This is a genomic window from Aquibium pacificum (assembly GCF_040839445.1).
In the GTDB taxonomy this organism is placed as follows: Bacteria; Pseudomonadota; Alphaproteobacteria; order Rhizobiales; family Rhizobiaceae; genus Aquibium; species Aquibium pacificus.
The window spans coordinates 353,218-377,351 of record NZ_JBDPGJ010000005.1 but is presented as its reverse complement, the minus strand read 5'-3'; the positions used below and the strand labels follow the sequence as shown (position 1 = coordinate 377,351).

27 protein-coding genes are annotated in these 24,134 nt (G+C 65.6%); 16 read left to right on the top strand and 11 right to left on the bottom strand.

Annotated elements, in window-relative coordinates:
• Window positions 1-204 precede the first annotated feature (204 nt).
• The 4 genes from pip to cysS all read right to left on the bottom strand — a co-directional run bounded on the left by pip (window position 205) and on the right by cysS (window position 4,078).
• A complete protein-coding gene (pip, locus tag ABGN05_RS22240; RefSeq protein ID WP_367956237.1) occupies window positions 205-1,161 on the bottom strand; it encodes a prolyl aminopeptidase in 957 nt (318 codons plus the stop codon).
• Window positions 1,158-1,652 (bottom strand): GFA family protein, encoded by a 495-nt coding sequence (locus tag ABGN05_RS22235; RefSeq protein WP_367956236.1) that lies wholly within the window; start codon window positions 1,650-1,652, stop codon window positions 1,158-1,160. The genes pip and ABGN05_RS22235 overlap by 4 nt, the downstream gene beginning before the upstream one ends.
• Complete coding sequence (locus ABGN05_RS22230) at window positions 1,649-2,071, bottom strand: endonuclease domain-containing protein (RefSeq protein ID WP_367956235.1); 423 nt, start codon at window positions 2,069-2,071, stop codon at window positions 1,649-1,651. The genes ABGN05_RS22235 and ABGN05_RS22230 overlap by 4 nt, the downstream gene beginning before the upstream one ends.
• A gap of 312 nt (window positions 2,072-2,383) precedes the next feature.
• Entirely contained in the window at window positions 2,384-4,078 is a 1,695-nt protein-coding gene (gene cysS / locus ABGN05_RS22225) for a cysteine--tRNA ligase (RefSeq protein WP_373695976.1), read from the bottom strand.
• Between the two features lie 433 nt (window positions 4,079-4,511).
• On the opposite strand from cysS, the gene ABGN05_RS22220 reads away from it, so the two are divergent.
• The gene (locus ABGN05_RS22220) at window positions 4,512-4,688 is read left to right on the top strand and encodes a transcriptional regulator (RefSeq protein WP_367956234.1); all 177 of its coding nucleotides are present in this window, start codon (window positions 4,512-4,514) and stop codon (window positions 4,686-4,688) included.
• 68 nt (window positions 4,689-4,756) lie between these two features.
• Here the strand turns inward: ABGN05_RS22220 and ABGN05_RS22215 are convergent, their stop codons facing one another.
• The gene (locus ABGN05_RS22215; protein ID WP_367956463.1) at window positions 4,757-5,527 is read right to left on the bottom strand and encodes an SOS response-associated peptidase; all 771 of its coding nucleotides are present in this window, start codon (window positions 5,525-5,527) and stop codon (window positions 4,757-4,759) included.
• A gap of 95 nt (window positions 5,528-5,622) precedes the next feature.
• Here ABGN05_RS22215 and ABGN05_RS22210 point away from each other — a divergent pair, with 95 nt between their 5' ends.
• The 9 genes from ABGN05_RS22210 to minE all read left to right on the top strand — a co-directional run bounded on the left by ABGN05_RS22210 (window position 5,623) and on the right by minE (window position 11,621).
• Window positions 5,623-6,066, top strand: coding sequence for an NUDIX hydrolase (locus tag ABGN05_RS22210; RefSeq protein ID WP_367956233.1), 444 nt, complete (start codon window positions 5,623-5,625; stop codon window positions 6,064-6,066).
• A gap of 47 nt (window positions 6,067-6,113) precedes the next feature.
• Window positions 6,114-6,488, top strand: coding sequence for a TIGR02301 family protein (locus tag ABGN05_RS22205; RefSeq protein WP_367956232.1), 375 nt, complete (start codon window positions 6,114-6,116; stop codon window positions 6,486-6,488).
• 135 nt (window positions 6,489-6,623) lie between these two features.
• Window positions 6,624-6,881 (top strand): hypothetical protein, encoded by a 258-nt coding sequence (locus tag ABGN05_RS22200; protein WP_367956231.1) that lies wholly within the window; start codon window positions 6,624-6,626, stop codon window positions 6,879-6,881.
• A gap of 79 nt (window positions 6,882-6,960) precedes the next feature.
• On the top strand, window positions 6,961-7,830 hold the full coding sequence (locus ABGN05_RS22195) for a hypothetical protein (RefSeq protein WP_367956230.1): 870 nt from the start codon (window positions 6,961-6,963) through the stop codon (window positions 7,828-7,830).
• An 81-nt stretch (window positions 7,831-7,911) separates the two neighbouring features.
• The gene (gene ygfZ, locus ABGN05_RS22190; RefSeq protein WP_367956229.1) at window positions 7,912-8,826 is read left to right on the top strand and encodes a CAF17-like 4Fe-4S cluster assembly/insertion protein YgfZ; all 915 of its coding nucleotides are present in this window, start codon (window positions 7,912-7,914) and stop codon (window positions 8,824-8,826) included.
• A complete protein-coding gene (locus ABGN05_RS22185; RefSeq protein WP_367956228.1) occupies window positions 8,826-9,437 on the top strand; it encodes an HD domain-containing protein in 612 nt (203 codons plus the stop codon). Before ygfZ ends, ABGN05_RS22185 begins: the two co-directional genes overlap by 1 nt.
• Window positions 9,438-9,792: 355 nt before the next feature.
• The gene (minC, locus tag ABGN05_RS22180) at window positions 9,793-10,518 is read left to right on the top strand and encodes a septum site-determining protein MinC (protein WP_367956227.1); all 726 of its coding nucleotides are present in this window, start codon (window positions 9,793-9,795) and stop codon (window positions 10,516-10,518) included.
• Between the two features lie 21 nt (window positions 10,519-10,539).
• A complete protein-coding gene (minD, locus tag ABGN05_RS22175; protein WP_367956226.1) occupies window positions 10,540-11,355 on the top strand; it encodes a septum site-determining protein MinD in 816 nt (271 codons plus the stop codon).
• Window positions 11,352-11,621, top strand: a complete 270-nt coding sequence (gene minE, locus ABGN05_RS22170) for a cell division topological specificity factor MinE (protein ID WP_367956225.1) — start codon at window positions 11,352-11,354, stop codon at window positions 11,619-11,621. Before minD ends, minE begins: the two co-directional genes overlap by 4 nt.
• A 113-nt stretch (window positions 11,622-11,734) precedes the next feature.
• Here the strand turns inward: minE and ABGN05_RS22165 are convergent, their stop codons facing one another.
• Window positions 11,735-13,198, bottom strand: a complete 1,464-nt coding sequence (locus tag ABGN05_RS22165) for a RimK family ATP-grasp domain-containing protein (RefSeq protein ID WP_367956224.1) — start codon at window positions 13,196-13,198, stop codon at window positions 11,735-11,737.
• Window positions 13,195-14,301, bottom strand: coding sequence for a peptidase C39 family protein (locus ABGN05_RS22160; RefSeq protein WP_367956223.1), 1,107 nt, complete (start codon window positions 14,299-14,301; stop codon window positions 13,195-13,197). The genes ABGN05_RS22165 and ABGN05_RS22160 overlap by 4 nt, the downstream gene beginning before the upstream one ends.
• A gap of 285 nt (window positions 14,302-14,586) precedes the next feature.
• Here ABGN05_RS22160 and ABGN05_RS22155 point away from each other — a divergent pair, with 285 nt between their 5' ends.
• The 4 genes from ABGN05_RS22155 to ABGN05_RS22140 all read left to right on the top strand — a co-directional run bounded on the left by ABGN05_RS22155 (window position 14,587) and on the right by ABGN05_RS22140 (window position 19,480).
• Window positions 14,587-15,474 carry a mechanosensitive ion channel family protein gene (locus ABGN05_RS22155; protein WP_367956462.1) on the top strand — a complete coding sequence of 296 codons (888 nt, stop codon included), beginning with the start codon at window positions 14,587-14,589 and terminating at the stop codon, window positions 15,472-15,474.
• A 237-nt stretch (window positions 15,475-15,711) separates the two neighbouring features.
• Window positions 15,712-15,972: a DUF1344 domain-containing protein gene (locus tag ABGN05_RS22150; RefSeq protein WP_367956222.1), complete on the top strand. Its 261-nt coding sequence runs from the start codon at window positions 15,712-15,714 to the stop codon at window positions 15,970-15,972.
• Window positions 15,973-16,173: 201 nt separating this feature from the next.
• The gene (locus ABGN05_RS22145; protein ID WP_367956221.1) at window positions 16,174-17,412 is read left to right on the top strand and encodes an MFS transporter; all 1,239 of its coding nucleotides are present in this window, start codon (window positions 16,174-16,176) and stop codon (window positions 17,410-17,412) included.
• Window positions 17,413-17,509: 97 nt separating this feature from the next.
• Window positions 17,510-19,480 carry a PhoX family protein gene (locus ABGN05_RS22140; protein WP_367956220.1) on the top strand — a complete coding sequence of 657 codons (1,971 nt, stop codon included), beginning with the start codon at window positions 17,510-17,512 and terminating at the stop codon, window positions 19,478-19,480.
• Window positions 19,481-19,642: 162 nt separating this feature from the next.
• Here the strand turns inward: ABGN05_RS22140 and ABGN05_RS22135 are convergent, their stop codons facing one another.
• From ABGN05_RS22135 to ABGN05_RS22125, 3 genes are read right to left on the bottom strand one after another with little or no spacing between them, the layout of a single operon-like run.
• Window positions 19,643-20,161 carry a PaaI family thioesterase gene (locus ABGN05_RS22135; protein WP_367956219.1) on the bottom strand — a complete coding sequence of 173 codons (519 nt, stop codon included), beginning with the start codon at window positions 20,159-20,161 and terminating at the stop codon, window positions 19,643-19,645.
• The gene (gene recO / locus ABGN05_RS22130; protein WP_367956218.1) at window positions 20,158-20,919 is read right to left on the bottom strand and encodes a DNA repair protein RecO; all 762 of its coding nucleotides are present in this window, start codon (window positions 20,917-20,919) and stop codon (window positions 20,158-20,160) included. Before recO ends, ABGN05_RS22135 begins: the two co-directional genes overlap by 4 nt.
• A gap of 46 nt (window positions 20,920-20,965) precedes the next feature.
• Window positions 20,966-21,820: a class I SAM-dependent methyltransferase gene (locus tag ABGN05_RS22125; RefSeq protein WP_367956217.1), complete on the bottom strand. Its 855-nt coding sequence runs from the start codon at window positions 21,818-21,820 to the stop codon at window positions 20,966-20,968.
• Window positions 21,821-21,980: 160 nt separating this feature from the next.
• Here ABGN05_RS22125 and ABGN05_RS22120 point away from each other — a divergent pair, with 160 nt between their 5' ends.
• Both ABGN05_RS22120 and ABGN05_RS22115 read left to right on the top strand, forming a co-directional pair.
• On the top strand, window positions 21,981-22,373 hold the full coding sequence (locus ABGN05_RS22120) for a GFA family protein (protein ID WP_367956216.1): 393 nt from the start codon (window positions 21,981-21,983) through the stop codon (window positions 22,371-22,373).
• A 68-nt stretch (window positions 22,374-22,441) separates the two neighbouring features.
• A complete protein-coding gene (locus ABGN05_RS22115; RefSeq protein WP_367956215.1) occupies window positions 22,442-23,335 on the top strand; it encodes a bifunctional helix-turn-helix transcriptional regulator/GNAT family N-acetyltransferase in 894 nt (297 codons plus the stop codon).
• Window positions 23,336-23,774: 439 nt separating this feature from the next.
• Here the strand turns inward: ABGN05_RS22115 and ABGN05_RS22110 are convergent, their stop codons facing one another.
• On the bottom strand, window positions 23,775-24,131 hold the full coding sequence (locus ABGN05_RS22110) for a hypothetical protein (protein ID WP_367956214.1): 357 nt from the start codon (window positions 24,129-24,131) through the stop codon (window positions 23,775-23,777).
• Between the last annotated feature and the right edge of the window lie 3 nt (window positions 24,132-24,134).

Below are 24,134 nucleotides of genomic sequence, written 5' to 3'. Positions count from 1 at the left end.
CCCCCCCTCTGCCCTGTCGGGCATCTCCCCCACGAGGGGGGAGATCAGGCGTCGCGGCGGCTTTCGCCAACCTTCGAATTTGCAGGAGAAGCGGTGATGTCGACGCTGCCGATCTCCCCCCTCGTGGGGGAGATGTCGGCGCAGCCGACAGAGGGGGGCGCCTCGCGGGATGCGAACTACGGCTCTGGAGGGCGGGGTGCGCGTTCATGAGGACTTCCCCGCGAACTGATCCGTCGCCCGGATCAGCCGGTCGAGGATGCCGGGTTCGGAATAGGCGTGGCCGGCGCCTTCGATCAGGTGGAACTCGGCATCGGGCCAGACCTTGTGTAGCGCCCAAGCGTAGCGCGCCGGACAGGGCATGTCGTAGCGGCCGTGGACGATGACGCCAGGGATGCCGTGCAGCCTGTGAGCATCGCGGATGAGCTGCCCCTCCTCCAGCCAGCCGGAATGGACGAAGAAGTGGTTTTCGATGCGGGCGAACGCGATGGCGAAGTCGTCCTCGGCGAATTTTCCGCTTGTCGAGGGCTCGGGCAGCAGCGTGATGGTCTCGCCTTCCCACAGGCTCCAGGCCTTCGCGGCTTCGAGCTGAACGGCCTTGTCCGGGCTGGTGAGGCGCTTGCGGTAGGCGCCCATCATGTCGTGGCGCTCGTCCGGCGGGATCGGCGCCTGGAAGCGCTCCCACTTGTCGGGAAACATCTCGGAGACGCCGAACTGATAGTACCAGGAGAGTTCGGCGCGTGTCAGCGTGTAGATGCCGCGCAGCACCAGTTCGCTGACCCGCTCCGGATAGGTCTGCGCATAGGCGAGCGCCAGCGTGGAGCCCCAGGAGCCGCCGAACACCAGCCATCTGTCGAAGCCCGCCATCTCGCGCAGGCGCTCGATGTCGGCCACCAGCCGCCAGGTGGTGTTGGCGTTGAGCTCGGCATGCGGCGTGGAGCGTCCGCAGCCGCGCTGGTCGAACAGGATGACGTCGTAGAGAGCGGGATCGAACAGCCGCCGGTGCGCGGGCGCGATGCCGCCGCCGGGGCCGCCATGGAGGAAGACGGCCGGCTTGGCGCCTTTCGTGCCCGCGCGCTCCCAGTAGATGGTGTGGCCGTCGCCGACCTCCAGCATGCCGGTCTCGAAAGGCTCGATCTCGGGATAGAGCGAACGCAGGGTCATCTATCGCCTCCGGGGCGCCAGTCTTCGTCGGTGTCGTGGTCGGGGTGTTGGTAGGAGACGAGGTTCGAGAGGTAGTGGGCGGACGGCAGGTCGGCCATGGTGTCCTTGCCCGGCAGTTCGTGGATGGTGTCGACGTAGGGCAGCTTGCCCTCGGTGCCCCACTGGATCGACGGCGCGATCTCCTCCGGGTGGTCGAAAGCGGCAATCGCCAGGGCGACGCCGTCCGGCGCCTCGAAGGTGAGCGGCGTGCCGCACTGGCCGCAGAAGCCTCGGAAAACCTCACTGGAGGAGCGGAATTTCTTCGGCTCGCCGCGCGTCCATTCGAGCTTCGCCCTGCCCACCGCCACCAGCGGCAGGTAGAAATTGCCGGCGGCCTTCTGGCACATGCGGCAATGGCAGACCGAGGCATCGCCGAGCGCTCCCGTGACATGGAAGCGGACCGCGCCACACTGGCAGCCGCCGGAATAGCGCGGCGTGTTGTCGAGGCTCATGGATGGCTCTCCCTGTTCCCGTCACGGCCGATGGCAGCGGGACCGCCCGGCTGCGGCGCTGCGAGGCCGGCCATCGTCACAATATGCATGCAGACGCCGTCGATGTCGCGCAGCACGTCGTGGTTCCAGAAGCGCAGGACGGTCCAGCCCTCCTGTTCCAGAAAGCACGTGCGGACGGCGTCGCTCCGCGCGATGTCATCTTCGCCGTGCTGGGAGCCGTCGATCTCGACGACCAGTCTCTTCGACGGGCAGGCGAAGTCGACGATGTACGATCCGATGGGAAACTGGCGGCGAAAGCCAAGACCCATCAGGCGGTGCGCCCTGACCTCGTTCCAGAGCTTCAGCTCCGCGTCGGTCATGCGTTTGCGCATCGACCGGGCGCGGGAGCGGTTGCTTGGAGGCGGGGGTGTGTGCGGCATGTCATGCCTCCGCGTTCAGGCGGGGTCGCGCAGCGGGGCGGTCCGTGTCCATGCCGCATTCCACGCCTCTCGCGATGGCCTGGTCGAAGTGAAGGGTGCGGAAGCATCTCGCGAGGTGCCCCCCTCTGTCGGCTTTGCCGACATCTCCCCCACGAGGGGGGAGATCAGCCGTCGCGTCGTTCCTCGGCAACCTTCGGCGTCGCCGGAGGAGCGGCGATATCGACGCTGCCGATCTCCCCCCTCGTGGGGGAGATGCCCGACAGGGCAGAGGGGGGCGCCTCGCGAGATCGTGCGCGTTTCCTGTCTCCGCCCTCACCGCTTTACCTCCCACGTCGTTATCCGCTCGCCGGTCACGGGGTCCTTGCCGTCCTTGAGCTGGATGCCCTGGGCGAGGAGTTCGTCGCGGATGCGGTCGGCCTCGGGCCAGCTTTTTTGGCGGATGAACGCGAGGCGCTGGTCGATCTGGTCTAAAATCCAGCCTGTAGGCATATCCGGCGCGAGGGAAATTCGCCAGCAGCCAGCAGCTTTCTCGGACACATACCAGCCTTTTTGCCTGAACCGCTGAACCAGGACATCGACACGCTCAGTATTCCCGTTGAGTGTTGCAGTGCGAAGCTCCAGCAATTCGCCGCGACTGCTGTCAAATACGGACCGGTCAGGATGCAATCCATTCGACCAAATGATCGCCCTGCTCAAATTCAGGACTCCCAGGAACTCCAGATCCGAAAAAAACTGTGCCACGGCTTTCACGGCATCAGGGTTCTCCGATGACGTAGCCAAAGCAACCGGCAGGGACTTGTAACTTTCTCGCAACGACTTCATTGCCGATGAAGAATCTAGGTCGTCGCTCAAAGCTTCAACAATATCCCGGCTGGGAGGTGGAAGAGGCAATTCGCGGACTTGCAGTGAATCGACGACGTATGTTTCGTGTTCAAGCAGACTGACCAGCCTCAAAGACCATTCTCGGATTTCTGCTTCCGCCTCTTCCAACCTCCTCACGCTAAAATCGATGGGCTCGCGGTAGTGCGTCATCAGCATTGCCAGCCGCAGCACCTCGCCCGGCCAGGAGCGCCCGCCGAATTTCTCCGTGTGCAGCAGATCGTGGATCGTGACGAAGTTGCCCTCGCTCTTTGACATCTTCCGGCCCTCAACCTGCACGAAGCCATTGTGCATCCAGACATTGGCCATGACGTCAGTGCCGTGGGCGCAGCGGGACTGGGCGATTTCGTTTTCGTGGTGGGGGAAGATCAGGTCGAGGCCGCCGCCGTGGATGTCGAAGACCTCGCCGAGATAGGCGGCGGACATCGCGGAGCACTCGATGTGCCAGCCCGGGCGGCCCCGCCCCCAGGGACTATCCCAGCCCGGCTCCTCGGGCGAGGAGAGCTTCCACAGCACGAAGTCGCCCGGGTTCTTCTTGTGCGCGTCGACGGCGATGCGGGCGCCGGCCTGTTGTTCGTCGAGGGGGCGTTTTGAGAGCTGGCCGTAGTCCTTCATCGAGGCGGTGTTGAACAGGACTTCGCCTTCCGCGACATAGGCATGGCCGCGATCGATGAGGCGCTGAATCAGCGTGATCATGTCGGCCTTGCCGTCGGCGCGCGGCTCGACGAATTCGGTCGCGCGCGGCTCGTACGTCGGCTCCAGGCAGCCAAGCGCCTTGACGTCGGCGTGGTACTGGTCGGCGGTCTTTTCGGTGACCTTGCGGATTGCCTCGTTGAGCGAGAGTTTTCCCGACGCGATCTCGCTACCGAAGTCGCGCAGCGCGCGGGCGTTGATCTTGTCGTCGACGTCGGTGATGTTGCGGACGTAGGTGACGTGGTCCGCGCCGTAGAGATGGCGCAGCAGCCGGAACAGGACGTCGAAGACGATGACCGGCCGGGCGTTGCCGATGTGGGCGAAGTCGTAGACCGTCGGGCCGCACACGTACATGCGCACGTTTTTCGGATCGATGGGCGCGAAGGGCTCCTTCGTCCGCGTCAGCGTGTTGTAGAGGCGAAGTCCTTCGGACATGCGATCCTTCCCGTTCCCTCAGAGGCCCGGCCGCGCGGGCGGCGGCCAGACAAAATCCCAGCCGGCTGGCCGGGGCGTTTTTCTATTCCTGGGAGAAGGGCGAAAACGTCCGGACCAGCGCGTGCGCTAGCCACAAATCCTGATGCCGATAATGGCGAACGACGTTTTCATGGCGCGTCTTATGCCGTCGGTCCGCATCCGCGTCAAGCACCCGCCTGCCGCGCGGCGCGTGCTGGCCCGGCGCGGCCAGGGGGGCCAATCCTGTGACAACGCTGCAACAGATCAGTGCAAGTTCTAACAGAAGAGCTTCAGATGTCGCTTTATTGGGAACGGTGGGCGCACAAGCCATGTTTCGGTCCAAATCGGGCAGCACTTGCGCCGCCCGCAGGCAAAGGCGCCCGCGACCAGAGAGGAACCCACAGGGGATCATGAAATGAAGCCTACCCCAATGCAAGCCGAACGCGACCGCGCCACGGCCGGCCACCTGACCCAGAAGTTCAGGGCGATCGGACCGGCCGCCATTCTCGCGGCACTGGTGTGCGCGCGTCGGAAGTCGGCCCAGACGCAGGCCGAGCCGGCGCCGGAAGTCCGCCCGGCCGAAGCGGCCTGAAGCGCGTCGCGATCTTTCAGATTCGCTCCCTGCGCTTCAGGCGTCTGTTCTTGCGCAGGTCTAGCGGCTCAGAAGAGCTTCAGCTGATCCTCCTCGCCGCGCGGCTCACGCTTCGCGGCGGGAGAGACCGGCGGCGGCCCCGAAGCCGCCGGATCGACGGGTTCCTGGATTTCGGGACCCATGTTGGCGACCTTGTTGACCTTGTCGGAGATCGGGATCGCCTCGAAGAAGCCGGGCTCCACCGGCCGCAGAAGGTCGGCGACGTCGCGCGGCTCCTGCGTGCGGCAATCGAGCCAGCGGGCAAAATCCTCCGGACGGATCACGACCGGCATGCGGTCGTGGATGTGGGCGATCTGGTCGTTGGCGGCGGTGGTCAGGATGGCGCCGGTGTCGATCTCGGAGCCGCCCGGCTCCGACCAGGTCTCCGTCAGGCCGGCGAAGGCGACGACCCCTCCCCCTTTCGGCCGGATGAGATAGGGCTGCTTTTTCGCGCCCTGGCGTTTCCACTCGTAAAAGCCGGTCGCCGGCACAAGAGCGCGGCGGTGGCGCATTGCCGCGCGGAAGGCGTTCTTCTCGGCCGCGGTCTCGGAGCGCGCGTTGATGAGCAGCGGCAGCTTCCTCGGATCCTTGCACCAGGACGGGATCAGGCCCCAGCGCACCAGCAGCGCGACGCGGTCGGGGAGATTCGAGCCAGGCTCGCGGGGCGGGCCGGCCGTCGCCATGAGGATCGGCTGCGTCGGCGCGATGTTGTAGCGCGGCGGGAAATCCTCCAGATCGAAGAGGGCCAGGAAAGCCGCGACCTCTTCGGGCGTCGCCGCCAATGTGAAACGTCCGCACATGGGCAGAGAGTTGGCGGCGTATGCGCGGAAGGTCAAGCGTGGATGTGGGGACGAGGCGTTGCCGGGGCGGGCGCAGGGGAGTAGCTCTCCCGGACATGGACGGAGAAAAGACGACGATTCCCGCCGTTTCGGTGGCGCTGCGGCGCGGTGACCGGCTGCTGCTCGTCCGGCGGGGCCGCGCGCCTTCGAAGGGGCTGCATGCGTTTCCGGGCGGACGGGTCGAACAGGGAGAGACACTGGAAGATGCCGCGGCGCGCGAACTCTTCGAGGAGACGGGGCTGCGCGCCGGAACCCTCGCCCGCTATCTCGAACTCGAACTCGAAGGCAGCGCGCAAGACCATTTCTACCGGCTGACCGTGTTTCGCGCCGACCACGTCTCGGGCGAACCGGTCGCGGGGGACGACGCCGAGGCGGCGGGCTGGTTCACGCTCGACGAGATGGCGGGCATTCCGATCACCCGGTCGACGCTCGCCGCCGCGCGGGAAATCCTGACGGGAGAATCGCCGGCGTCCTGGGTCGGCATCGACCGCGACGCATGAGGACGAAGGTCTTGCTCGCGACAAAATCCTGCGCCACGAAGGCAGCCATGTCACGGAAAGCGCGCGTTTTCGGCATCGTGCTCACCCTCCTCGTCATGCTGCCAGGCGCGGCGCGGGCCGTCGATGCGCCTTATGAGGCGCGGCTTTACAGGCTCGGGGAGGTGCTCGGCTCGCTGCACTATCTGCGCAACCTATGCGGCGAGGACGGCAACGAATGGCGCGAGCAGATGGAAGCCCTGATCGTCACGGAAAACCCGTCGCCGGAAAAGCGCAGGCGTCTGGTGGCGAGCTTCAACCGCGGCTATCGCAGCTATGCCGAGATTCACATCGCCTGCACGCCGGCCGCAGCCGAGGCCATTGCGCGCTATATGAAAGAGGGCGAGACGCTGGCGCGAGAGACCGCCGCGACGTTCGGCAATTAGGTTTATGTTAACTTTTATCGGAAAGGCGGCGTGCAAGCCGCGCTTCCTGTGCTAGAACGCTTAACGGGACATTAAGGGACTAGAGGCGGCGCGTCGCTCAAATCGGCACAGCCGCCGAAAAGGGTGGTGTAACCAATGGGACAAGGTATCGGCCAGATCGACGCGATGATCCGCGAAGAGAAACGCCTGACCGCGGTGGAAAGCCAGACCGAAGCATGGGCCGAAGGGCTTTCGGCCGGCATCGAACCGGAAATCATCGCCGAGGCGGCGCTCACCACCGCCTTCGCGGAACTCCTGCGCTCCTGCAGCGAGGAGGCGGCCCTGACCCTGCTGGACGTCATGCGGGAAAAGGTCATCGGCGGCGATTTCGACGTGAACCCCTATCATCACTGAGGCCGGACCGACCGGCGGCGGGCTTGCGGACCTTCGCCCCACACGACGTGCACCGAATGGCAGTTCGAGGAGCGCGGCCATGAGCAGGCTCTTCGCGACGATTTCTTTTCTCCTCCTGTCAGCCAGCCTCATCGCGGCCGGGGCCGCTTCGCCGGCGCGCGCGAAACCGGACGCCGCGCGCGTGCTGCTCGCGCTGAGCGAGATCCAGCAGCAGGAGCTTCCGGCTTCCGAAATCGACGAACCGCCGCCGGACAGCACGCCGGCTCCGACCGAGAGCGTGCCCTTCCCCGATCCCGTGCTGCGGCTGCCGCTGCCCGATGCGCCCGGGGTGCCCGGCGCGGCGCCGGAGCCGGGCGAACCCGACCTGATCGAGGACGTCGCTCCCGAGGTGCCAGGACCGGAGCCGGAGCCGGGACCCGACATATCCGATCCGATCGACGACGCCACGCCCGAACCGCCCACGCCTATGCCGGCGCAGCCCGCGCCGGAAGTGCTCTACGACCTGGAGCAGCTGCCCGAGGAGGTCAGGCGCATGCGCGCGCTCCTGATGGACGCGGCGCGGAGCGGCGACCTGGAACGGCTGCGGCCGCTGATCGGCACGGGCGACGGCGCGACCCAGCTTTCGTTCGGCGGGCCGGTGGACGACCCGATCGCCTACCTGCGCGACATCTCCGGCGACGACGAGGGCCAGGAGATCCTTGCCATCCTGCTCGAGGTGCTGGAGGCCGGGTACGTCCACCTGGAGCCCGGCACGCCCAACGAGATCTACGGCTGGCCGTATTTCTTCGCCGTGCCGGTCGAGACGCTGACGCCGCGCCAGCGGGTGGAACTCTTCGAGATCGTGACGGCCGGCGACTACGAGGAGATGAAGCTCTACGGCGCCTACAATTTCTACCGCGTCGGCATCGCGCCCGACGGTCGCTGGCTTTTCTTCGTGGCAGGAGACTAGCGGGGCCGATCCCGCCGCTCTTGCTCCCGCCGCGCCGGCCGCATAGGTAAGCTCCCGCCCCACAGAGACAGGTCGAAGACAATGCCCCTCGTTCGCCTGGACGGCCGATCCGTCATCGAAGTCGCCGGCCCCGACGCCGAACATCTGCTGCAGAACATCGTAACCACCGACTTGGCGGCCTTGCCGGAGGGCGTGGCGAAACCGGGAGCGCTGCTGACGCCGCAGGGCAAGATCCTGTTCGACTTCCTGGTGTGGCGCACGGGCCCCGAGAGCTTCGCGCTGGAGTGCCGGGCTGACGTGGCGGACGATTTCGCCCGCCGGCTTACGATGTACAAGCTGCGGGCCAAGGCGGATATAACGAAACGAGACCAAGGCGTTGCGGCTGTTTCGTGGCGGGATGATTCCGTTGGATCAGGAAGCGATTCAACCAGCTCGGGCACTGCTTCAGCATCTTCGAGCATCGATTCAACCGGCGCTGCGCCTGTACCCGATACTCGCTTCCCCGATGCGCTCGACGTGCGCCGCCTGTGGGGCGGCTTCTCCGGCGACGGCGGCGGCGCCGACGAATGGACGCGCCTGCGCATCCGCCACGGCGTGGCCGAGAGCGGGACCGACTACGAACTCGGCGACGCCTTTCCGCACGACGTGCTGCTCGACCAGAACGGCGGGGTGGGCTTTCGCAAGGGCTGCTTCGTAGGCCAGGAGGTGGTCAGCCGCATGCAGCATCGCGGCACGGCGCGCCGGCGCATCCTGATCGTCGAGGCCGATTCCGACCTGCCGCCGACCGGAACGCCGGTGCTGATCGAGGGGCGTCCGGTGGGCTCACTCGGGACCGTGCTCGGACAGGAAGGCCTGGCGCTGGTACGCATCGACAAGGTGAAGGATGCGATGGACGCCGGCCAATCGATTATCGCAAGCGACGTGGCGCTGCGTCTCTCGATCCCGCCAGGCATGAGCTTCTCTTTCCCGCAAACGCCCTCGGGCGAGGACGCGTGATGGCCGATCGCGCCGGGTCGCCACCGCGCGCCTGGCAGCGCATGCTGTCGGGGCGGCGGCTCGACCTGCTCGACCCCTCGCCGCTCGACGTCGAGATCGCCGACATCGCACATGGGCTCGCGCGCGTGGCGCGCTGGAACGGGCAGACGCGCGGCGACCATGCCTTCTCCGTTGCCCAGCACTCGCTGCTGGTGGAGCAGATCTTCGGCTTGCAGAACCCAGCCGCGACGCCGCAGGCGCAACTGACGGCCCTCCTGCACGACGCCGCAGAGTACGTGATCGGCGACATGATTTCGCCGTTCAAGGCGGTCGTCGGTGGCGGCTACAAGGCGGTGGAGGAGCGGCTGCAAAACGCCATCCACATTCGATTCGCCCTGTCCGGACGGGCCGAGCGGGTGAAGGCGTCGATCAAGAAGGCCGACATGGTCGCGGCCTACTACGAGGCGACGCAGCTCGCCGGATTTTCCCTGGAGGAGGCGACGCGGTTCTTCGGGCGGCCGAGGGGGATCGCGGAGGCGGAGCTGGATCTGGAACCGAAGCCGGCGGGTGTGGTGCAGGAGCAGTTCCTGGCGCGTTTCGGGGAGATCGCGGGCGGTTCGCCCTTCGGCTAGCTCTGGAGGCTCACCATGAGGGGGTCTGTGGACCACAGATAGTGCGTGGTTCGACAAGCTCACCATGAGGGCGTTCTGTGGACCGCTCGGCATGAGGGAGCTCTGTGGATCACTCGCCGTGAGGGGGTTGGTGGACCACAGCTGGTGCGTGGTTCGACGGGCTCACCATGAGGGAGTTCAGTGGACCGCCCGGCGGCATTGTGGTCTCCAAAATTCGATATGTGAGCTGTCCACTGAACTCCCTCATGGTGAGCCTGTCGAACCACGCACGATGCAGCCCTCGCAGTCCCTCCGTTAACCTTTTGTTAATCACGTCGGGTCCAAACCTTAACGAGACGGTAAGGATTCGCCCATCGTGAACTGTGTCGCCCCCATCCAGAAGAAATCGATCCGTTTTCGCGCCCGCTCCTTCGTCGCCTTCGCGCTGACGCCGGAGGCGCCGCTGGACGACTGGCTGGACGGCCTCGACCGCTGGATCGACAATTCGCCTGGATACTTCAAGGGCCGCCCGGTCATCCTCGACCTGAGCCTCCTTCGTCCCGAAGCGGATGAGATCGGGGAACTGGTCGCCCAGCTCGCCGCGCGCGCGATCCGCGTCTACGCGATCGAGGCAGACGGAATCGATACGCTGGAGCCTCATCTGCCGCCGCTGCTCACCGGCGCGCGCGAGGCGACGATAGAAGGCCTTCTGCCGCGTTCCGAGGTCAGGACCGAAACAGACGAGCCCGCTCCGGTCGAGGAGCGCAGGTCCGGCGAGACGCTGACGGTGCATTCGCCCGTCCGTTCCGGCCAATCGATCATCCACCTCGCCGGAGACGTCATCGTGCTCGGGCCTGTCGCGTCGGGTTCCGAGATCGTCGCCGGGGGATCGATCCACGTCTACGGCGCGCTGCGCGGAAGCGCGTTCGCCGGGGCCGAGGGGAACGAGAAGGCACGCATCTTCTGCCGCAGGAACGAGGCCGAGCTCGTGGCGATCAACGGCTGGTACCGGACCGCGGAGGACATGGAACCCTCCTCGCGCGGCATCCCGGCGCAGGCCTATCTGGACAATGGCGCGCTCTGGATCGCGCCGATCAAGTAACCGAACTGGAGAGACACCGAGATGGGGAAGGTCATAGTGGTCACGTCGGGCAAGGGAGGCGTCGGCAAGACGACCTCCACTGCCTCGCTTGGGGCAGCGCTGGCACAGACGGGCAAGAGGGTGGCGCTGGTCGATTTCGACGTGGGGCTGCGCAACCTCGACCTGGTCATGGGGGCTGAACGGCGGGTCGTTTTCGACCTCGTCAACGTCATCCAGGGGACGGCGAAGCTGTCGCAGGCGCTGATCCGCGACAAGCGTGTCGAGACGCTGTTCCTGTTGCCGGCCTCGCAGACGCGCGACAAGGACGCGCTCACCGAGGAAGGCGTGGCCGACGTGATCGCCAAGCTGAAGCAGGTGTTCGACTACGTGCTGTGCGACAGCCCGGCCGGCATCGAGCGCGGCGCACAGCTCGCCATGCGGTTTGCCGACGAAGCGGTAATCGTCACCAATCCGGAAGTCAGCTCCGTGCGCGATTCCGACCGCATCATCGGCCTGCTCGACGCCAAGACGATGAAGGCGGAACGTGGCGAGGACATGCCCAAGCACGTGCTCGTGACGCGCTACGACGCCGAACGCGCCGCCCGCGGCGAGATGCTGGCGATCGACGACGTGCTCGAAATCCTCTCGGTGCCGCTGCTCGGCATCATTCCCGAAAGCCAGGGCGTCCTGCGGGCCTCGAACGTCGGCTCGCCGGTGACGCTGAGCGAACCCACAAACGCGGCCGCCCGCGCCTACATCGATGCGGCGAGGCGGCTCGAAGGCGAGGACCTGCCGGTGGTCCTGCCCTTCGACAAGCGCGGCATCTTCGACCGACTGTTCAGAAGGAAAGCGGCATGAACATCTTCGAGCTCTTCAAGCGCCGGGGCACCGCCCCCGTCGCCCGCGAGCGCCTGCAGCTCCTGCTCGCCTACGAGCGCTCCAACCGCGACAAGCCGGACCTCGTGGCTGTCCTGCGCGAGGAGATCATGGCGGTGATCGCAAGGCACGTGCAGGTCGACCACGACCAGGTACAGGTCAGCATGGACCGGGGCGCCTCGATGTCGACGCTGGAGATCGACATCCAGATCCCCAACAACAAGGGCGCGCTCGCGATGGCGATGTAGGCCTGAAGCGCGTCGCGATCCTTCGGATCCGATCCCTGCGCTTCAGGTGTCCATTCGCGCATGTGTCTTTCCGAAACCGGTTCCCACTTTCGGACGACATACGCTAACCGCCTCTACCGCCCGGTACGCTCCAGGCGGTCGAGGAACCACTGGGTGAGCTTGACCCAGACCTCGTCCTTCTCGCCCGCGTCCTCCCAGCCGTGGTCGAGGTTCGGGTTGTCGTTGACTTCGATGACGAAGACACCGTCCGGCGTCTCCTTGAGATCGACGCCGTAGAGCCCGTCGCCGATGCAGCGCGCCGCGCGCACCGCCGTTTCAACCACCGCCGGCGGCGTGTCCTTCAGCATGAACGGCTTGATCCCTCCCTGGTCGGGCTTGCCGGCGCGGTCGTGATTGACGATCTGCCAGTGCTTCTTTGCCATCAGGTAGTGGCAGGCGAAGAGCGGCTGGCCGCCCAGCACCCCGACGCGCCAGTCGTATTCCGTGGGCAGGTACTTCTGGGCGATCAGAAGATCCGAATCCTCCAGCCACTCGGTTGCCAGCGTCTTCAGTTCGGCCAGGTTGCCGGCTTTCTTGACGCCGCGGGAAAACGACGAATCCGGGATCTTCAGCACCAGGGGAAAGCCGAGCGTCTGCGCGGCGACCTCCAAGTCGGCCGGCCCGGCGATCATTACCGTCGGCGGCACGGGCACCTTGTTGGCCGTCATCAGTTCGTTGAGATAGACCTTGTTGGTGCATCGGATCATCGACAGCGGATCGTCGATGACCGGCATGCCTTCCTGCTGCGCCCGGCGCGCGAAGCGGTAGGTGTGGTTGGAAATCGACGTCGTCTCGCGGATAAAGAGCGCGTCGTAGTTGGCGAGCTTGGCCAGATCGCGCTTGCCGATCGGCTCCACCTCGACGCCCATCTTCTCGGCAATCTTGGCCCAGTGTCGCAGCGAGGAAACCACCGAGGGCGCCAGTTCCTCGTTCGGGTCGACGAGCGTCGCGAAACTGTAGCGCGACGGGGTGCGGCCCTTCGAATCGCGCCATTCGCGCTGCGTGTAGGTTTCCAGGCACTTGAGGAAGCGCTCCTCCTCCTCCGGCTTCATGCGGCCGAGCGGCAGGAAGCCGATCTTGCGGATGGTCGCCCACTTGCCGTCGTCGGCGATCGTCACCTCGAGCGCGGGCGCGCGGAACCAGTCGAAGAGCAGCCGGCTGAACCGGTCGGTGGCCTTGGAGGGGGCGATGCCGAAGAACACCGCGAGTTTCGCCGGAAAACTGCCGCCGAGATCCTTGCGGCACCTGTTCAGCGCCACCTCCAGTTCCGGCAGCGCGTGCTGGTAGAGCTTGCGCTCGGACAGGTCGATCATGGTCTCGACCGTCGGGATGACCCGGTGCCCGCGCGAGGAGGCGAGAAGCGAGGCGTAGTAGCCGCGGGTCTGGTAGGCGTAGTTGTTGGAAAGGTTGATGACCTTGGGACGCTGCCCCTTGAACAGCGCCGGATGGGCCAGGTAGTCGCGGTTGGTGATTATCTTGTGCGGGGTTGCGAACGGGTCGATGTCGTTCTGGCGTCCGGTAAGGATGACCCAGGTCATGTCTTGTCGAGCTTCCCGATGATGATTGCCGCACGCAGGCCGTCGCGCCCGAACTGCGCCATGTTCATGAATATGTCGTAGGGAACGGGAATGTTCGCCGCGTCCGCCTTGGTCTCGCCGCGCTCGTCCTCGACCCAGGGATCGTGCAGCATGATATGGTCGCCGTCGTCGCCGATCGCCAGCACCCAGTGCGGCACCTTCTTGCCGAACATGAGGAAACCGCTGACGAGCACGATGACCAGTTTCCCCTCTCCGAGCGCCGCGCGAACGTCGTCCAACGTGAACGGGCGATAGCTCACCGGCAAGCCGAATTCCTCGGCACGCAAACGAAAATCAACCTGCGCCAGTTCCATCACCCGGCGTTTCTCCTCGCTGCGCACGGACTGGAGGAAAAGGGCGCCGTGGAAGGAGACCAGGATCTCGGCCGACAGGCCGAATTCCCGCGCCGCGACCGCAAGGCCGAAAGGCTCGCAACCGCCCGGTCCCGACATCATGAAGACGGTCGTCGCCTCCCGCCACAAGCGGATCTCCCGCACAGGATCGGGCACGAAGGAGGGGTCGAAGTAGGCCATCGCCATCATCAGGCAGCATGGGCCGCAGGTGAACTCGCAGGTCTGCTCGTAGAATGGCACCCGCGTATTGACCGGCACGTTGCCGCGCAGCGTCTTCTCGTAGCGCAGCGCCGTCATGCCGTCTTCGTAGTAATCCGGCTCGCGGCCGATGCGGCGATAGCCGTTGCGCTCGTAGATGGAGATCGCGCGGGCGTTGTCCTCCCGCACCTCGAGCCTCAGCATCAGCCGGTCGTTCTCGAACGCGGCCTCTTCGGCCGCCAGGAGAAGTCCGCGCCCGACGCCGCTGCCGGCGAACTCGGGACCGGCCGCGATGGAATAGAGCCGCGCCACCCCGCTGCCCTTGCGGTAGAGCACCATGCAGTAGCCCGCGATCGTCCCGTCGGCTTCGGCCACCAGCGTCTCGGCAGTCTCGCGCTCGATCAGTTGCCGGAAGGAGCGGCGGGAGATGCGGTCGGTCGAAAACACGGCATTCTCGATCGCCACCAGCGCGCCGATGTCGCTGGCAAGGGCGGGACGGATGCGAACGGACATTGGAGGAAAGAGATCCCTTGGATGCAGGCCAGTGCGCCACTGCCGGAGCACCCGCGGCGAGCCTCCGGGCGCGCTGCCATCGCGCCCGAAAGATGACGGAATTGTGGCTTCGGCAGAGGATCATCAGGCCAGATCGGCGCGGCGCGCGCAACGGGATCGCTTGCGCATCCGCATCTTTTTCGCAGCCCCTCTTTGTGAATTCCGGCCGCTGCGTTCTAATGCGGTCGATTCAGCGGAGAACGAGACTTGGATCCCATCGGAAATCTCGAAGACGGAGCCGGCCGGATGGTGATGGCCGCACAGACAATCTGGACCGAGGCGACGTCTCTGATCGTCTACTATTCGTTCTCCTTCGTCGGGGCGCTGATCGTGCTCGTCGTCGGCTACATGCTGTCAGGCTTCCTGGAGCGCTCGACCTATCGCGGTCTCGGCAGGTTCAGGGGTTTCGACGAGACGCTTCGGAAGTTCTTCGCCAAGGTGGTGCGCTACGGCGCGCTGGTGCTCGTCGGCGTCACGGTTCTCGCCCAGTTCGGCGTGCAGACCACCAGCATCATCGCAGCACTCGGCGCAGTGGGTCTGGCGATCGGTCTGGCTTTGCAGGGCACGCTGCAGAACATCGCGGCCGGCATCATGCTGCTCGTTCTGCGGCCCTTCCGCGTCGGCGAATACATAAATGCCGGCAGCGTCGCCGGCACGATCCAGGAAATCGGGCTCTTCGCCACCGAACTCAAGACCTATGACGGCCTGTTCGTTCTGGCGCCCAACAGCGAACTGTGGAACTCGCCGGTGACCAACTATTCTCGCAATCCGGTCCGCATGAACGAGATCGCCATCGGCATCGGCTACGGCGACGACATCGCGCTGGCGCTGTCGATCTACGCGGACCTCGCCGGCAAGGACGAGCGCATCCTTCAGGATCCGCCGATCAACTGCTTCGTCTCCAGCCTCGGCGACAGCGCGGTGATCGTGTCGATCCGCTACTGGACGAAGTCTCCGGACTGGTTTTCGACCAAGCTCGACTTCACCAAGGCCGCCAAGCTGGCCTTCGACGAGAACGGCATCTCGATTCCCTTCCCGCAGCGGGACGTGCATTACATCGGGGAAAGCCCGTCTTCGAAAGTGCCATCCAAAGGGCGGGGGACGGCTCGTCAGGCTGGCGGTTCGGCACGCTGACCTCGAAGTGGCCGTTCATGCCGCCCTTCCGCCCCAATCGGTTTCGATTGCGGCAATCATGGCAGGTTCCGCGGTTCGAAAATTATCTTTTCTTAACTCGGAAGCCGGAGAGCGCGGGGCTAGCCTTTGTCTCGAGGCCGGGGAGCGCCGGCGACGATCAACGCCGCGACGCGACGCTTTCGGACGGCTTCTCAGGGAGTCCCCACTCCCTCAACACCTAAGAAAAGGAGTGTCACCATGCGTGCCCTTCTCATCCCCACCACCCTTGCAACCCTTCTCGCCGCCGCCCCGTTCGCACTTGCCGCGACCCAGGACACGACCGGCGTCGTCCGCAATTTCGATCAGAAGGCGGAGACGCTGACGCTCAACGACGGCGTGATCTACCACCTCGCCCCCGGCTACAAGAATTCGGCCCTGAAGAGCGGCGAGCGGGTCCGCATCTCGTGGCAGATGAAAGACGGGATGCACTCCGCGCAGGACGTGACCATCCTCAAGTAGGCCGGTCACCGCCGGCGCCGTGCCCCGATCTGCGCCGGCGCGGCGGGAGCGAAAGCTCCCGCCGCTTTGCTCAACGGCTTCGAGCCGGCGCCGCCCGGAAAGGCGCGATAGATCAACAAGCTTGAACAATCCCTCGCAAAGAATTCGCTTCTCAGCATCGCGCGGTCCTCCTAGTCTGCGCGCCTTCGAGGAGCATCAGACATGTCGCAGGCCGCCATCCAGCAGCGCACCGCCCCCTCCCTCCCCTGGCTGATCATCATCTGCGGCTGCCTGATCGCCGCGATCACCTTCGGGCCGCGCTCGGCGATGGGGTTCTTCCAGCTTCCGATGCTTGCCGAGAAGGGCTGGGACCGCACCACCTTCGGCCTCGCCATGGCGATCCAGAACCTCGCCTGGGGCTTGGGCACGCCGGTGTTCGGCGCGCTGGCCGACAAGTTCGGCACCTGGCGCATCCTCGCGCTCTCGGGCATCATGTATTCCACCGGTCTGTACCTGATGGCGACGGCCGACAGCGTGGCCGCCCTCCACATCGGCGGGGGCGTGCTCGTAGGGCTTGGCGTGGCCTCGGGCTCGTTCGGCATCGTGCTCGCGGCCTTCGCGCGCAACGTGGCGCCGGAACGGCGCAGCATGGCGTTCGGCATCGGAACGGCGGCAGGCTCGGCCGGCATGTTCATCTTCGCGCCGCTCAGCCAGGGCCTGATCGACGCCTACGGCTGGTTCGACGCGCTGGTCTTCATGAGCTTCATGATGCTGGCCATTCCGGTGCTCGCCATTCCGCTGCGCGGCAATGCCGAGAGCGGTTCGGTGGCGCAGACCGCCATGCGGCAGTCGGTCGCCGAGGCCCTGCGCGAGGCGCTCGGCCACCGCAGCTACCTGCTGCTGGTTTCCGGCTTCTTCGTGTGCGGCTTCCAGGTCGCCTTCATCACCGCGCATTTCCCCGCCTACGTCGCCGACATCGGCATCGAGGCACGGTATGCCGTCATCGCGCTGGCGCTGATCGGCTTCTTCAACATCATCGGTTCCCTGGCCTCGGGCGTCATCGGCCAGCGCTACTCCAAGCCGATCTTTCTCGCCTGGATCTACATCGGCCGATCGGTGCTGGTGACGGCCTTCCTGATCCTGCCGCAGACGCCGGCGACCGTCATCGCCTTCGCGATCATCATGGGCCTCCTGTGGCTGTCCACCGTGCCGCCAACCAACGCCCTGGTGGCGATCATGTTCGGCACGCGGCACCTGGGCATGCTGGGCGGCGTCGTCTTCCTGTCGCACCAGATCGGCTCGTTCCTGGGCGTGTGGCTCGGGGGCTATCTCTACGACATCTACGGATCGTACGATTCGGTGTGGTGGCTGGGGGTCGCGCTCGGCCTGTTCGCCGCGATCGTGCACTGGCCGATCCGCGAGGCGCCGGTGGCGCGGCCGGCGATGGTCGCGGCGGAATAGGCCGGAGCATTCCCTCGCACCGGCATCTGTCATCCGGGTGATACATCGAACCGCTTAACCTTGCCTCCTACGGTCCAACCAACCCCAGGAGGCAGGGATGAACGAGCGATTGAACCCGGGTCAGATGCGCACACCAACGGAGATCCGGGAGGAATCCGAAGACGTCGGCCGCAACGCAAGCGGCAACCCCACGATGGGCGACATCATCAACCGCCGCTATTCGCGGCGCGGTTTTCTCGGCGGTTCGCTTGCCGTTGCTGCCATCGGCGCGACGGTCAGCCCGATGGCGCTGCTCGCCGCGGGCGAGGCGAAGGCCCAGGCGGCGGCCGGATCCCGCTTCTCCTTCGACGAGGTCGTGGCCGGCGTCGACCCGCAGCACCACGTGGCCGATGGCTATGACGCCGACATCCTGATCCGCTGGGGCGACAAGGTGTTTGCCGATTCGCCCGACTTCGACCCGATGAACCAGACCGCGGACGCGCAGGCCCGGCAGTTCGGCTACAACAACGACTATATCGGTTTCGCGCCGCTCGAAGACAGCCCCGGCCATGGACTGCTGCTCGTCAACCACGAGTACACGAACGCCGAGCTGATGTTCCCGGGGTTCGCCACGGTACGCGACGGCAAGGTGGAGCTCGGCGACTACACCAAGGAACTGGTCGACATCGAGATGGCCGCGCATGGCGGCACGATCCTCGAGCTTCGCCGCAACGCCGACGGCAAGTGGCAACCGGCCCCCGACGGGACCATGAACCGCCGCATCACGGTGTCGACCGAGATGCAGCTCTCGGGTCCGGTCGCCGGCCACAACCGGGTGAAGACCAATGCCGATCCGTCCGGCACGAAGGTGCTCGGCACGCTCAACAACTGCGCCGGCGGTGTGACCCCCTGGGGCACCTATCTGATGGCGGAGGAGAATTTCCACGGCTATTTCTCGGGCGAGCTCCCGGCCGATCATGCGGAGGCCGCCAACTACAAGCGCGTCGGCGTTCCGGCGGGATGGTACCAGTGGGCGAAGTTCCATGACCGCTTCGACGTCGCGAAGGAGCCGAACGAGGCGAACCGCTTCGGCTGGATCGTCGAGGTCGACCCGCGGGACCCGAATTCGGTGCCGAAGAAGCGCACGGCGCTCGGCCGCTTCAAGCACGAGGGCTGCGAGACCATCGTCAACGGCGACGGCCGCGTGGTTTCCTATTCGGGCGACGACGAGCGCTTCGACTACGTCTACAAGTTCGTCTCCAACGCCACGTTCAATCCTGGCGACCGCGCCGCGAACATGGACATCCTCGACGACGGCACGCTCTACGTGGCGCGCTTCAACGAGGATGGCAGCCTGGACTGGATGCCGCTGGTGCACGGCGAAGGCCCGCTGACGGCCGAGAACGGTTTTGCCGACCAGGCGGCCGTGCTCATCGAAGCACGCCGGGCAGGCGATGCGCTCGGCGCCACGAAGATGGACCGGCCGGAGGACGTCCAGCCGAACACTTCCACCGGCAAGGTCTACGTGATGCTGACCAACAACACCAAGCGCGAGGAGGCGGACGCCGCCAACCCGCGTGCGAAGAATGCGTTCGGCCACATCATCGAGATCACCGAGACCGACGGCGATTTCGCAGCAACGAAGTCGAGCTGGGAAATCCTGCTCAAGTGCGGCGATCCGAAGGTCGCCGAGGTTGGCGCCACCTTCTCGCCGGCGACGAGCGAGAACGGCTGGTTCGGCATGCCCGACAATGCCGCGATCGACGCGGAGGGTCGCCTCTGGGTCTCGACCGACGGCAACAACCAGGCCGACACCGGCCGCACCGACGGTCTCTGGGCGATCGACACCGAGGGCGAGGCGCGCGGTACGTCGAAGCTGTTCTTCCGCGTGCCGGTGGGGGCGGAAATGTGCGGCCCGCTGTTCACGCCGGACGGCGAGACGCTGTTCCTGGCCGTCCAGCATCCGGGCGACGCCGGCCAGGCGACCTTCGAGGCGCCGGCCACCCGCTGGCCCGACTTCGATGACGCCATGCCGGTGCGGCCGGCGGTGGTGATGGTGACGAAACAGGGCGGCGGCAAAATCGGCTGACCGACGCAACATCGGGTGAGCTCGAGGGAGGCGGGGTTTCGGTCCCGCCTTCTTCGTTCGCGGTTCCGGGGAGCGGTGACAGGCACCTCATCGCCCTGTCGGGCACTTCTCCCCGCAAGCGGGGAGAACGGGCGGTGTCGATATTGTTGCAAGCCGCTGCGATCAGCGGGGCGCGAGATTCCCGACCGGGAAGATGGCGCAGGTTTCGGTGCCGAAGGCGAGCAGCTTGCCGTTTTGGTCGGTGAGCCTCGCTTCGGAGACGGCGGTGGTGCGGCCGCGGCTGACGACCTTGCCCTCGCAGGCGACGAGACCGGTCGCGGGCGTGATCGGGCGGATCAGGTTCACCTTGAACTCGATCGTCGTGTAGGCCTCGCCCTTGGCCATGGTGGTGTGAACCGCGCAGCCCAGCGCCGAATCGAGCAGCGTCGCGGCCCAGCCGCCATGGACCGTGCCGAGCGGATTCAGGTGCTGGTCGCTGGGCACGCCATGGAAAACCGCCCTGCCCTCCTCGGCCTCGACGAGCGCGAAGTTCATCCGCGCGCCGATCGATGGCGCGGGGTAGTGCCCATCGATCAGCCGCCGCAGCAGTTCGAGCCCGGTGTAGAGCGCGACGTCCCCGTGCGGGATCGTGCCGAGGCCGAGCGGCGGCACGTGGCCCGGAAACAGTTCGACGGCGCTCATATAGTGCCTTCCCCCTCTTCGATCCTGTCGCGCGCCCACTCCCGCCGCAGCGCGGCCAGGAAGCCGGCGCGCGTCTGCGGCGGCTCCATGCCGCGCGGTTCGTAGACATGGCGGTTGAAGAAGAAGGCGGTCAAGCGGAAAGCGTCGTCCATCGCGCCCGCGTCGCCGCGCTGGCCCGTCCCTGCGCTCAGGAAGGCCGGCAGGGGCAGCATGCGGTCGCGGTAGGGATCGCCGGCGTGGCGCGAGACCGCCCTGCCGGACTTCGGCGAGACGTAGATCAGATCCTGGGTGGCGCCCGTGGCGGCGCAGCTCGTGAGATCGAGGCCGAAGCCGAGTTCGTCCAACACCAGGAGTTCGAAGCGCACCAGGAGCTCGGCCGCCGTGGCCGGATCCTCGAGATGCTCAAGCACGATGGAGAGCGTCTCGAACATGCCGGGATGCGGGTCACGCTCAGGCAGGAGGCGCAGATGGGCGGCGAGCGTCTGCAGGGCATAGACGGCACACGCGCTCGACAGCAGCCGCGCTGCGTTGAGCTCCAGCGGCTCGACCTGGAACATGCCGAGATGCTCGTCGAGGCGCGCGCGCCAGACGAGCTCCACCCGGTTTCCCGCCTGCAGAACCGGCTGCATCCGGCGCGAACGCCCACCGCGCACGATGCCCATGTGGCGTCCGTGCACGCGCGTCATGACCTCAAGGATGACGCTCGATTCGCCATGCCTGCGCGAGCCGATGATGATGCCTTCGTCACGCCATTCCATGGGAAGAGCTTTTCACCCCGGGGGCGGCGAAAGCAAGACGGCGCCGTCAAATCACGCGTGCGGAAAAGACATTGACCAGCGCGGGGACACGAATTCCGTCCGACGCTTCGTAGCGCCGCAAGCGATCGGCAATGACCTCGAGAATGGCGTTCCGATCCTCGTCCGTGCCGTTCTTGTCGCGCAGCATGCGGGCGATCGGACCGACATGGGAAACAACTTTCAGCACGGATTCGAGCCCCCCGGGATGGTGGAGGTCGACGCGTTCGGGAGCGCACGCCGCATCGGCGAAACCCGCGGCCGACAATATCGCCAGCACGCGCGCGGCGTCACGGAACGCCATGGGCCCCGGCGCATCGGGCGGCGAAGTTTCGGCGGGGCCAAGACGCTCGACCGCCGCCTGCTGCGGAATGGAGAACCACGGGTTGTCCTGCGGTCCCGCCCAGGACGCAAAGACGATTCGTCCGCCGGGGCGAAGCGCGGCCGCCATGTTGCGAAACGCTGCAACCGGATCGGAAAAGAACATGACGCCGAAACGGGAGACGACCAGATCATAAGCTTCCCGAGGCAATGAGCCGACCTGTGCATCAAGCACGCTGAAGGTCACGTTCCCCGTAGACAGTTCCTCCGCGAGCGCCGTCGCGCGCTCGACGAGGGGGACGGAGATATCGATCCCTTCCACGCGACCGCGCGCGCCTACCGCCTTCGCGAACGCGAAGCTCGAAGCGCCGGCGCCGGAGCCCACATCGAGGACTTTTTCTCCCTGCTGCGGGCCGGCGACGCGCAGGAGAAGATCCGTCACGGCGCCATGGAGGAGATCGAGGTCCGGCTGGAAGGTGACCCAGTTGCGGCCGGGTTGCGAATTCCAGAAGTCGCTTTGCGCTGCATTCGGGGTATCGGTCATGAGGCCAGCTTCATCACAACGTGCAGATATCTCCATCGTACCACATCTCTGCCCCGGCGTCCGCGACGAACCGGCCGAGTTTCGGCTCGCGAGCAACGATGGCAATGTCGGCGCGATTCAAGTACTCTTTCCAAGCATCTGATTTGCAAGGAGGAACGGGATGGACCGGTTTACCGGCGGCTGCCTGTGCGGCGACGTGCGGCTCGTGGCAACGGGACGCCCCTACAGGGTCGGCCTGTGTCACTGTCTCGACTGTCGCAAGCATCATGGCGCGCTGTTCCACGCCTCGGCGATTTTTCCGGCAGACGCGGTGACGATCATGGGCGAGGCGCGCGACTATGCCGGGCGGTACTTCTGCCCTCGCTGTGGCTCGACCGTCTTCGGCCGCAGCGGGGACGAAGTCGAAGTGAACCTCGGATCACTCGACGCCACCGACCAGTTGAAACCGACCTACGAATTGTGGACCGTGCGGCGCGAATCCTGGCTGCCGCCGTTTCCGGTCAAACACAGCTATGAGCACGACCGGGAGAACGAGGGCCGTTTCGAGGAATAGATACCGGCGGGCGGACGTCATTCGAACGGCGTCTTGCACCAGTAAAATTCTCTGACTATGGTCAGAGAATGGAAACGGCCCAGATCAGCACCGTGCGTGACTTCAACCGCGTCGTGACGCTCAGAACCGGCGCGGTCGACGGCAGCTATCTCGGGCGCGGACGACCGCTCGGCCAGGCGCGGCTCATCTTCGAGATCGGTCCCGGCGGCGGCGACCTGCGCGCCTTGCGCGAACGGCTGAAGCTCGACTCCGGCTACATGAGCCGTCTCCTGCGCGCGCTGGAGCGACAGGGTCTCGTCGCCGTCGAGGACGACGGCGACGACCGGCGCCGACGCCGCGTCCTGTTGACTGCCCGGGGTAAGGAGGAGTGGGCGGCCTATGACGGCCTGTCGGACGATCTCGCCCACTCGTGGCTGGCACCGCTCTCGACAAGCCAGCGCGAGCGCCTGCTGTCGGCAATGGCCGAGGTGAAGAGCCTGCTCGCTGCTGCTTCGGTGGAGATTTCGCAGGAACCCGCCGACGGCGAGGATGCGCGCGCCTGCGTGGCTGCCTACATGGCGGAACTCGCCGTCACGTTCGAGGAAGGCTTCGATCCGGCCAACGGCAATCCGACGCCGGACACGGATGCGCTGACGCCGCCGAACGGCGCCTTCCTGATCGCGCGGCTCGACGGACGGGCCATCGGATGCGGCGCGCTGCGCACGCTGGAACGAGGCGTCGGCGAGATCAAGCGCATGTGGGTCGCGCCGCAAGCGCGCGGGCTGGGCGTCGCGCGGCGCCTGCTGACGGCGCTGGAGGACAAGGCGCGGGACCTCGGAATGGGACGCGTGCGCCTCGACACCAACCGGGCGCTGACCAAAGCGCAGGAGATGTACCGGAAGGCCGGGTATCACGCCATCGGGCGCTTCAACGACAATCCCTATGCGGATTTCTGGTTCGAGAAGAACCTGGACCCAGGCTGAGGTTCCCCTTTCGGGAATATCCACCCTGATCTCGCGGTAGCAATAGGGTAATGACTCGAAGTCCCTTAATCGTGTTCGCGACAGGAAGTTGGACTACTTCTTTGATTCGACTATCTTGCAATTATCTCCACCATAAGCCTGACAGAAACTGATCGCCCGCTTCTTTGCTTCATCAATAGAAATACCACCGCCCCGACTCCAGCCGCATCCTTTCCTTGTTCCCCGAGCGAAAGCCTTTGGACTCTTTTGCTTTTGGTAGTCGCGGTATGACTTCTGGCAAACATCGCTCATCCCAGTTTGCGCCGCATAAGCATTTCCGTCACTGCAAACACACAATGCTATAGTAGCTGCGATTACCATACGTCCAATTATCATCACACACCTTCTCCAACTTGCGCTTCTAATAGTGGCGACAGTTCACTTCGGCTGGCCAGCGATATCACTTCACGGTTATCGTAATCGGATCGCCGAAAAGAACTATTTTCTCGCTGCCTTGCTTCACACCGGTCACGACTACCGCGCGGGCGGGCGTCGGTCCGCCGCAAGAATTGCTATTTCGCGTGCCAAGATCCCCGTCGGAATACCGAGCGACGGCAATATGCGGCAGATGCGCCTTGACGCGCGCCCAACTCGGTGCGGGTTCGCCGCAGTTGCCCCGAGCCCCATGAATGACCGTCGACTGGCCTATCGAGAGGGTCACGGATTTTCGATAGCGAATGTCTCCCGCCGCCGCCAAACCAACAAAGGTCACTGTTGCCGCAATTACGACTGCGACAGTGGTTGCAATTTTCCTCATACG

Excerpts from the sequence above, each read along its gene's own strand:
- cysS (WP_373695976.1), bottom strand. The coding sequence starts at position 4,078 with ATGTCCGAAGGACTTCGCCTCTACAACACGCTGACGCGGACGAAGGAG.
- ABGN05_RS22125 (WP_367956217.1), bottom strand. The coding sequence starts at position 21,820 with ATGACCGATACCCCGAATGCAGCGCAAAGCGACTTCTGGAATTCGCAA.
- ABGN05_RS22220 (WP_367956234.1), top strand. The coding sequence starts at position 4,512 with ATGAAGCCTACCCCAATGCAAGCCGAACGCGACCGCGCCACGGCCGGC.
- ABGN05_RS22120 (WP_367956216.1), top strand. The coding sequence starts at position 21,981 with ATGGACCGGTTTACCGGCGGCTGCCTGTGCGGCGACGTGCGGCTCGTG.
- ABGN05_RS22160 (WP_367956223.1), bottom strand. The coding sequence starts at position 14,301 with ATGTCCGTTCGCATCCGTCCCGCCCTTGCCAGCGACATCGGCGCGCTG.
- ABGN05_RS22195 (WP_367956230.1), top strand. The coding sequence starts at position 6,961 with ATGAGCAGGCTCTTCGCGACGATTTCTTTTCTCCTCCTGTCAGCCAGC.
- ABGN05_RS22150 (WP_367956222.1), top strand. The coding sequence starts at position 15,712 with ATGCGTGCCCTTCTCATCCCCACCACCCTTGCAACCCTTCTCGCCGCC.
- ABGN05_RS22210 (WP_367956233.1), top strand. The coding sequence starts at position 5,623 with ATGGACGGAGAAAAGACGACGATTCCCGCCGTTTCGGTGGCGCTGCGG.
- ABGN05_RS22205 (WP_367956232.1), top strand. The coding sequence starts at position 6,114 with ATGTCACGGAAAGCGCGCGTTTTCGGCATCGTGCTCACCCTCCTCGTC.
- ABGN05_RS22115 (WP_367956215.1), top strand. The coding sequence starts at position 22,442 with ATGGAAACGGCCCAGATCAGCACCGTGCGTGACTTCAACCGCGTCGTG.
- ABGN05_RS22140 (WP_367956220.1), top strand. The coding sequence starts at position 17,510 with ATGAACGAGCGATTGAACCCGGGTCAGATGCGCACACCAACGGAGATC.
- ABGN05_RS22230 (WP_367956235.1), bottom strand. The coding sequence starts at position 2,071 with ATGCCGCACACACCCCCGCCTCCAAGCAACCGCTCCCGCGCCCGGTCG.
- minE (WP_367956225.1), top strand. The coding sequence starts at position 11,352 with ATGAACATCTTCGAGCTCTTCAAGCGCCGGGGCACCGCCCCCGTCGCC.
- ABGN05_RS22135 (WP_367956219.1), bottom strand. The coding sequence starts at position 20,161 with ATGAGCGCCGTCGAACTGTTTCCGGGCCACGTGCCGCCGCTCGGCCTC.
- ABGN05_RS22200 (WP_367956231.1), top strand. The coding sequence starts at position 6,624 with ATGGGACAAGGTATCGGCCAGATCGACGCGATGATCCGCGAAGAGAAA.
- recO (WP_367956218.1), bottom strand. The coding sequence starts at position 20,919 with ATGGAATGGCGTGACGAAGGCATCATCATCGGCTCGCGCAGGCATGGC.
- ABGN05_RS22110 (WP_367956214.1), bottom strand. The coding sequence starts at position 24,131 with ATGAGGAAAATTGCAACCACTGTCGCAGTCGTAATTGCGGCAACAGTG.
- ABGN05_RS22235 (WP_367956236.1), bottom strand. The coding sequence starts at position 1,652 with ATGAGCCTCGACAACACGCCGCGCTATTCCGGCGGCTGCCAGTGTGGC.
- ABGN05_RS22165 (WP_367956224.1), bottom strand. The coding sequence starts at position 13,198 with ATGACCTGGGTCATCCTTACCGGACGCCAGAACGACATCGACCCGTTC.
- pip (WP_367956237.1), bottom strand. The coding sequence starts at position 1,161 with ATGACCCTGCGTTCGCTCTATCCCGAGATCGAGCCTTTCGAGACCGGC.
- minD (WP_367956226.1), top strand. The coding sequence starts at position 10,540 with ATGGGGAAGGTCATAGTGGTCACGTCGGGCAAGGGAGGCGTCGGCAAG.
- ABGN05_RS22155 (WP_367956462.1), top strand. The coding sequence starts at position 14,587 with ATGGTGATGGCCGCACAGACAATCTGGACCGAGGCGACGTCTCTGATC.
- ABGN05_RS22185 (WP_367956228.1), top strand. The coding sequence starts at position 8,826 with ATGGCCGATCGCGCCGGGTCGCCACCGCGCGCCTGGCAGCGCATGCTG.
- ygfZ (WP_367956229.1), top strand. The coding sequence starts at position 7,912 with ATGCCCCTCGTTCGCCTGGACGGCCGATCCGTCATCGAAGTCGCCGGC.
- ABGN05_RS22145 (WP_367956221.1), top strand. The coding sequence starts at position 16,174 with ATGTCGCAGGCCGCCATCCAGCAGCGCACCGCCCCCTCCCTCCCCTGG.
- ABGN05_RS22215 (WP_367956463.1), bottom strand. The coding sequence starts at position 5,527 with ATGTGCGGACGTTTCACATTGGCGGCGACGCCCGAAGAGGTCGCGGCT.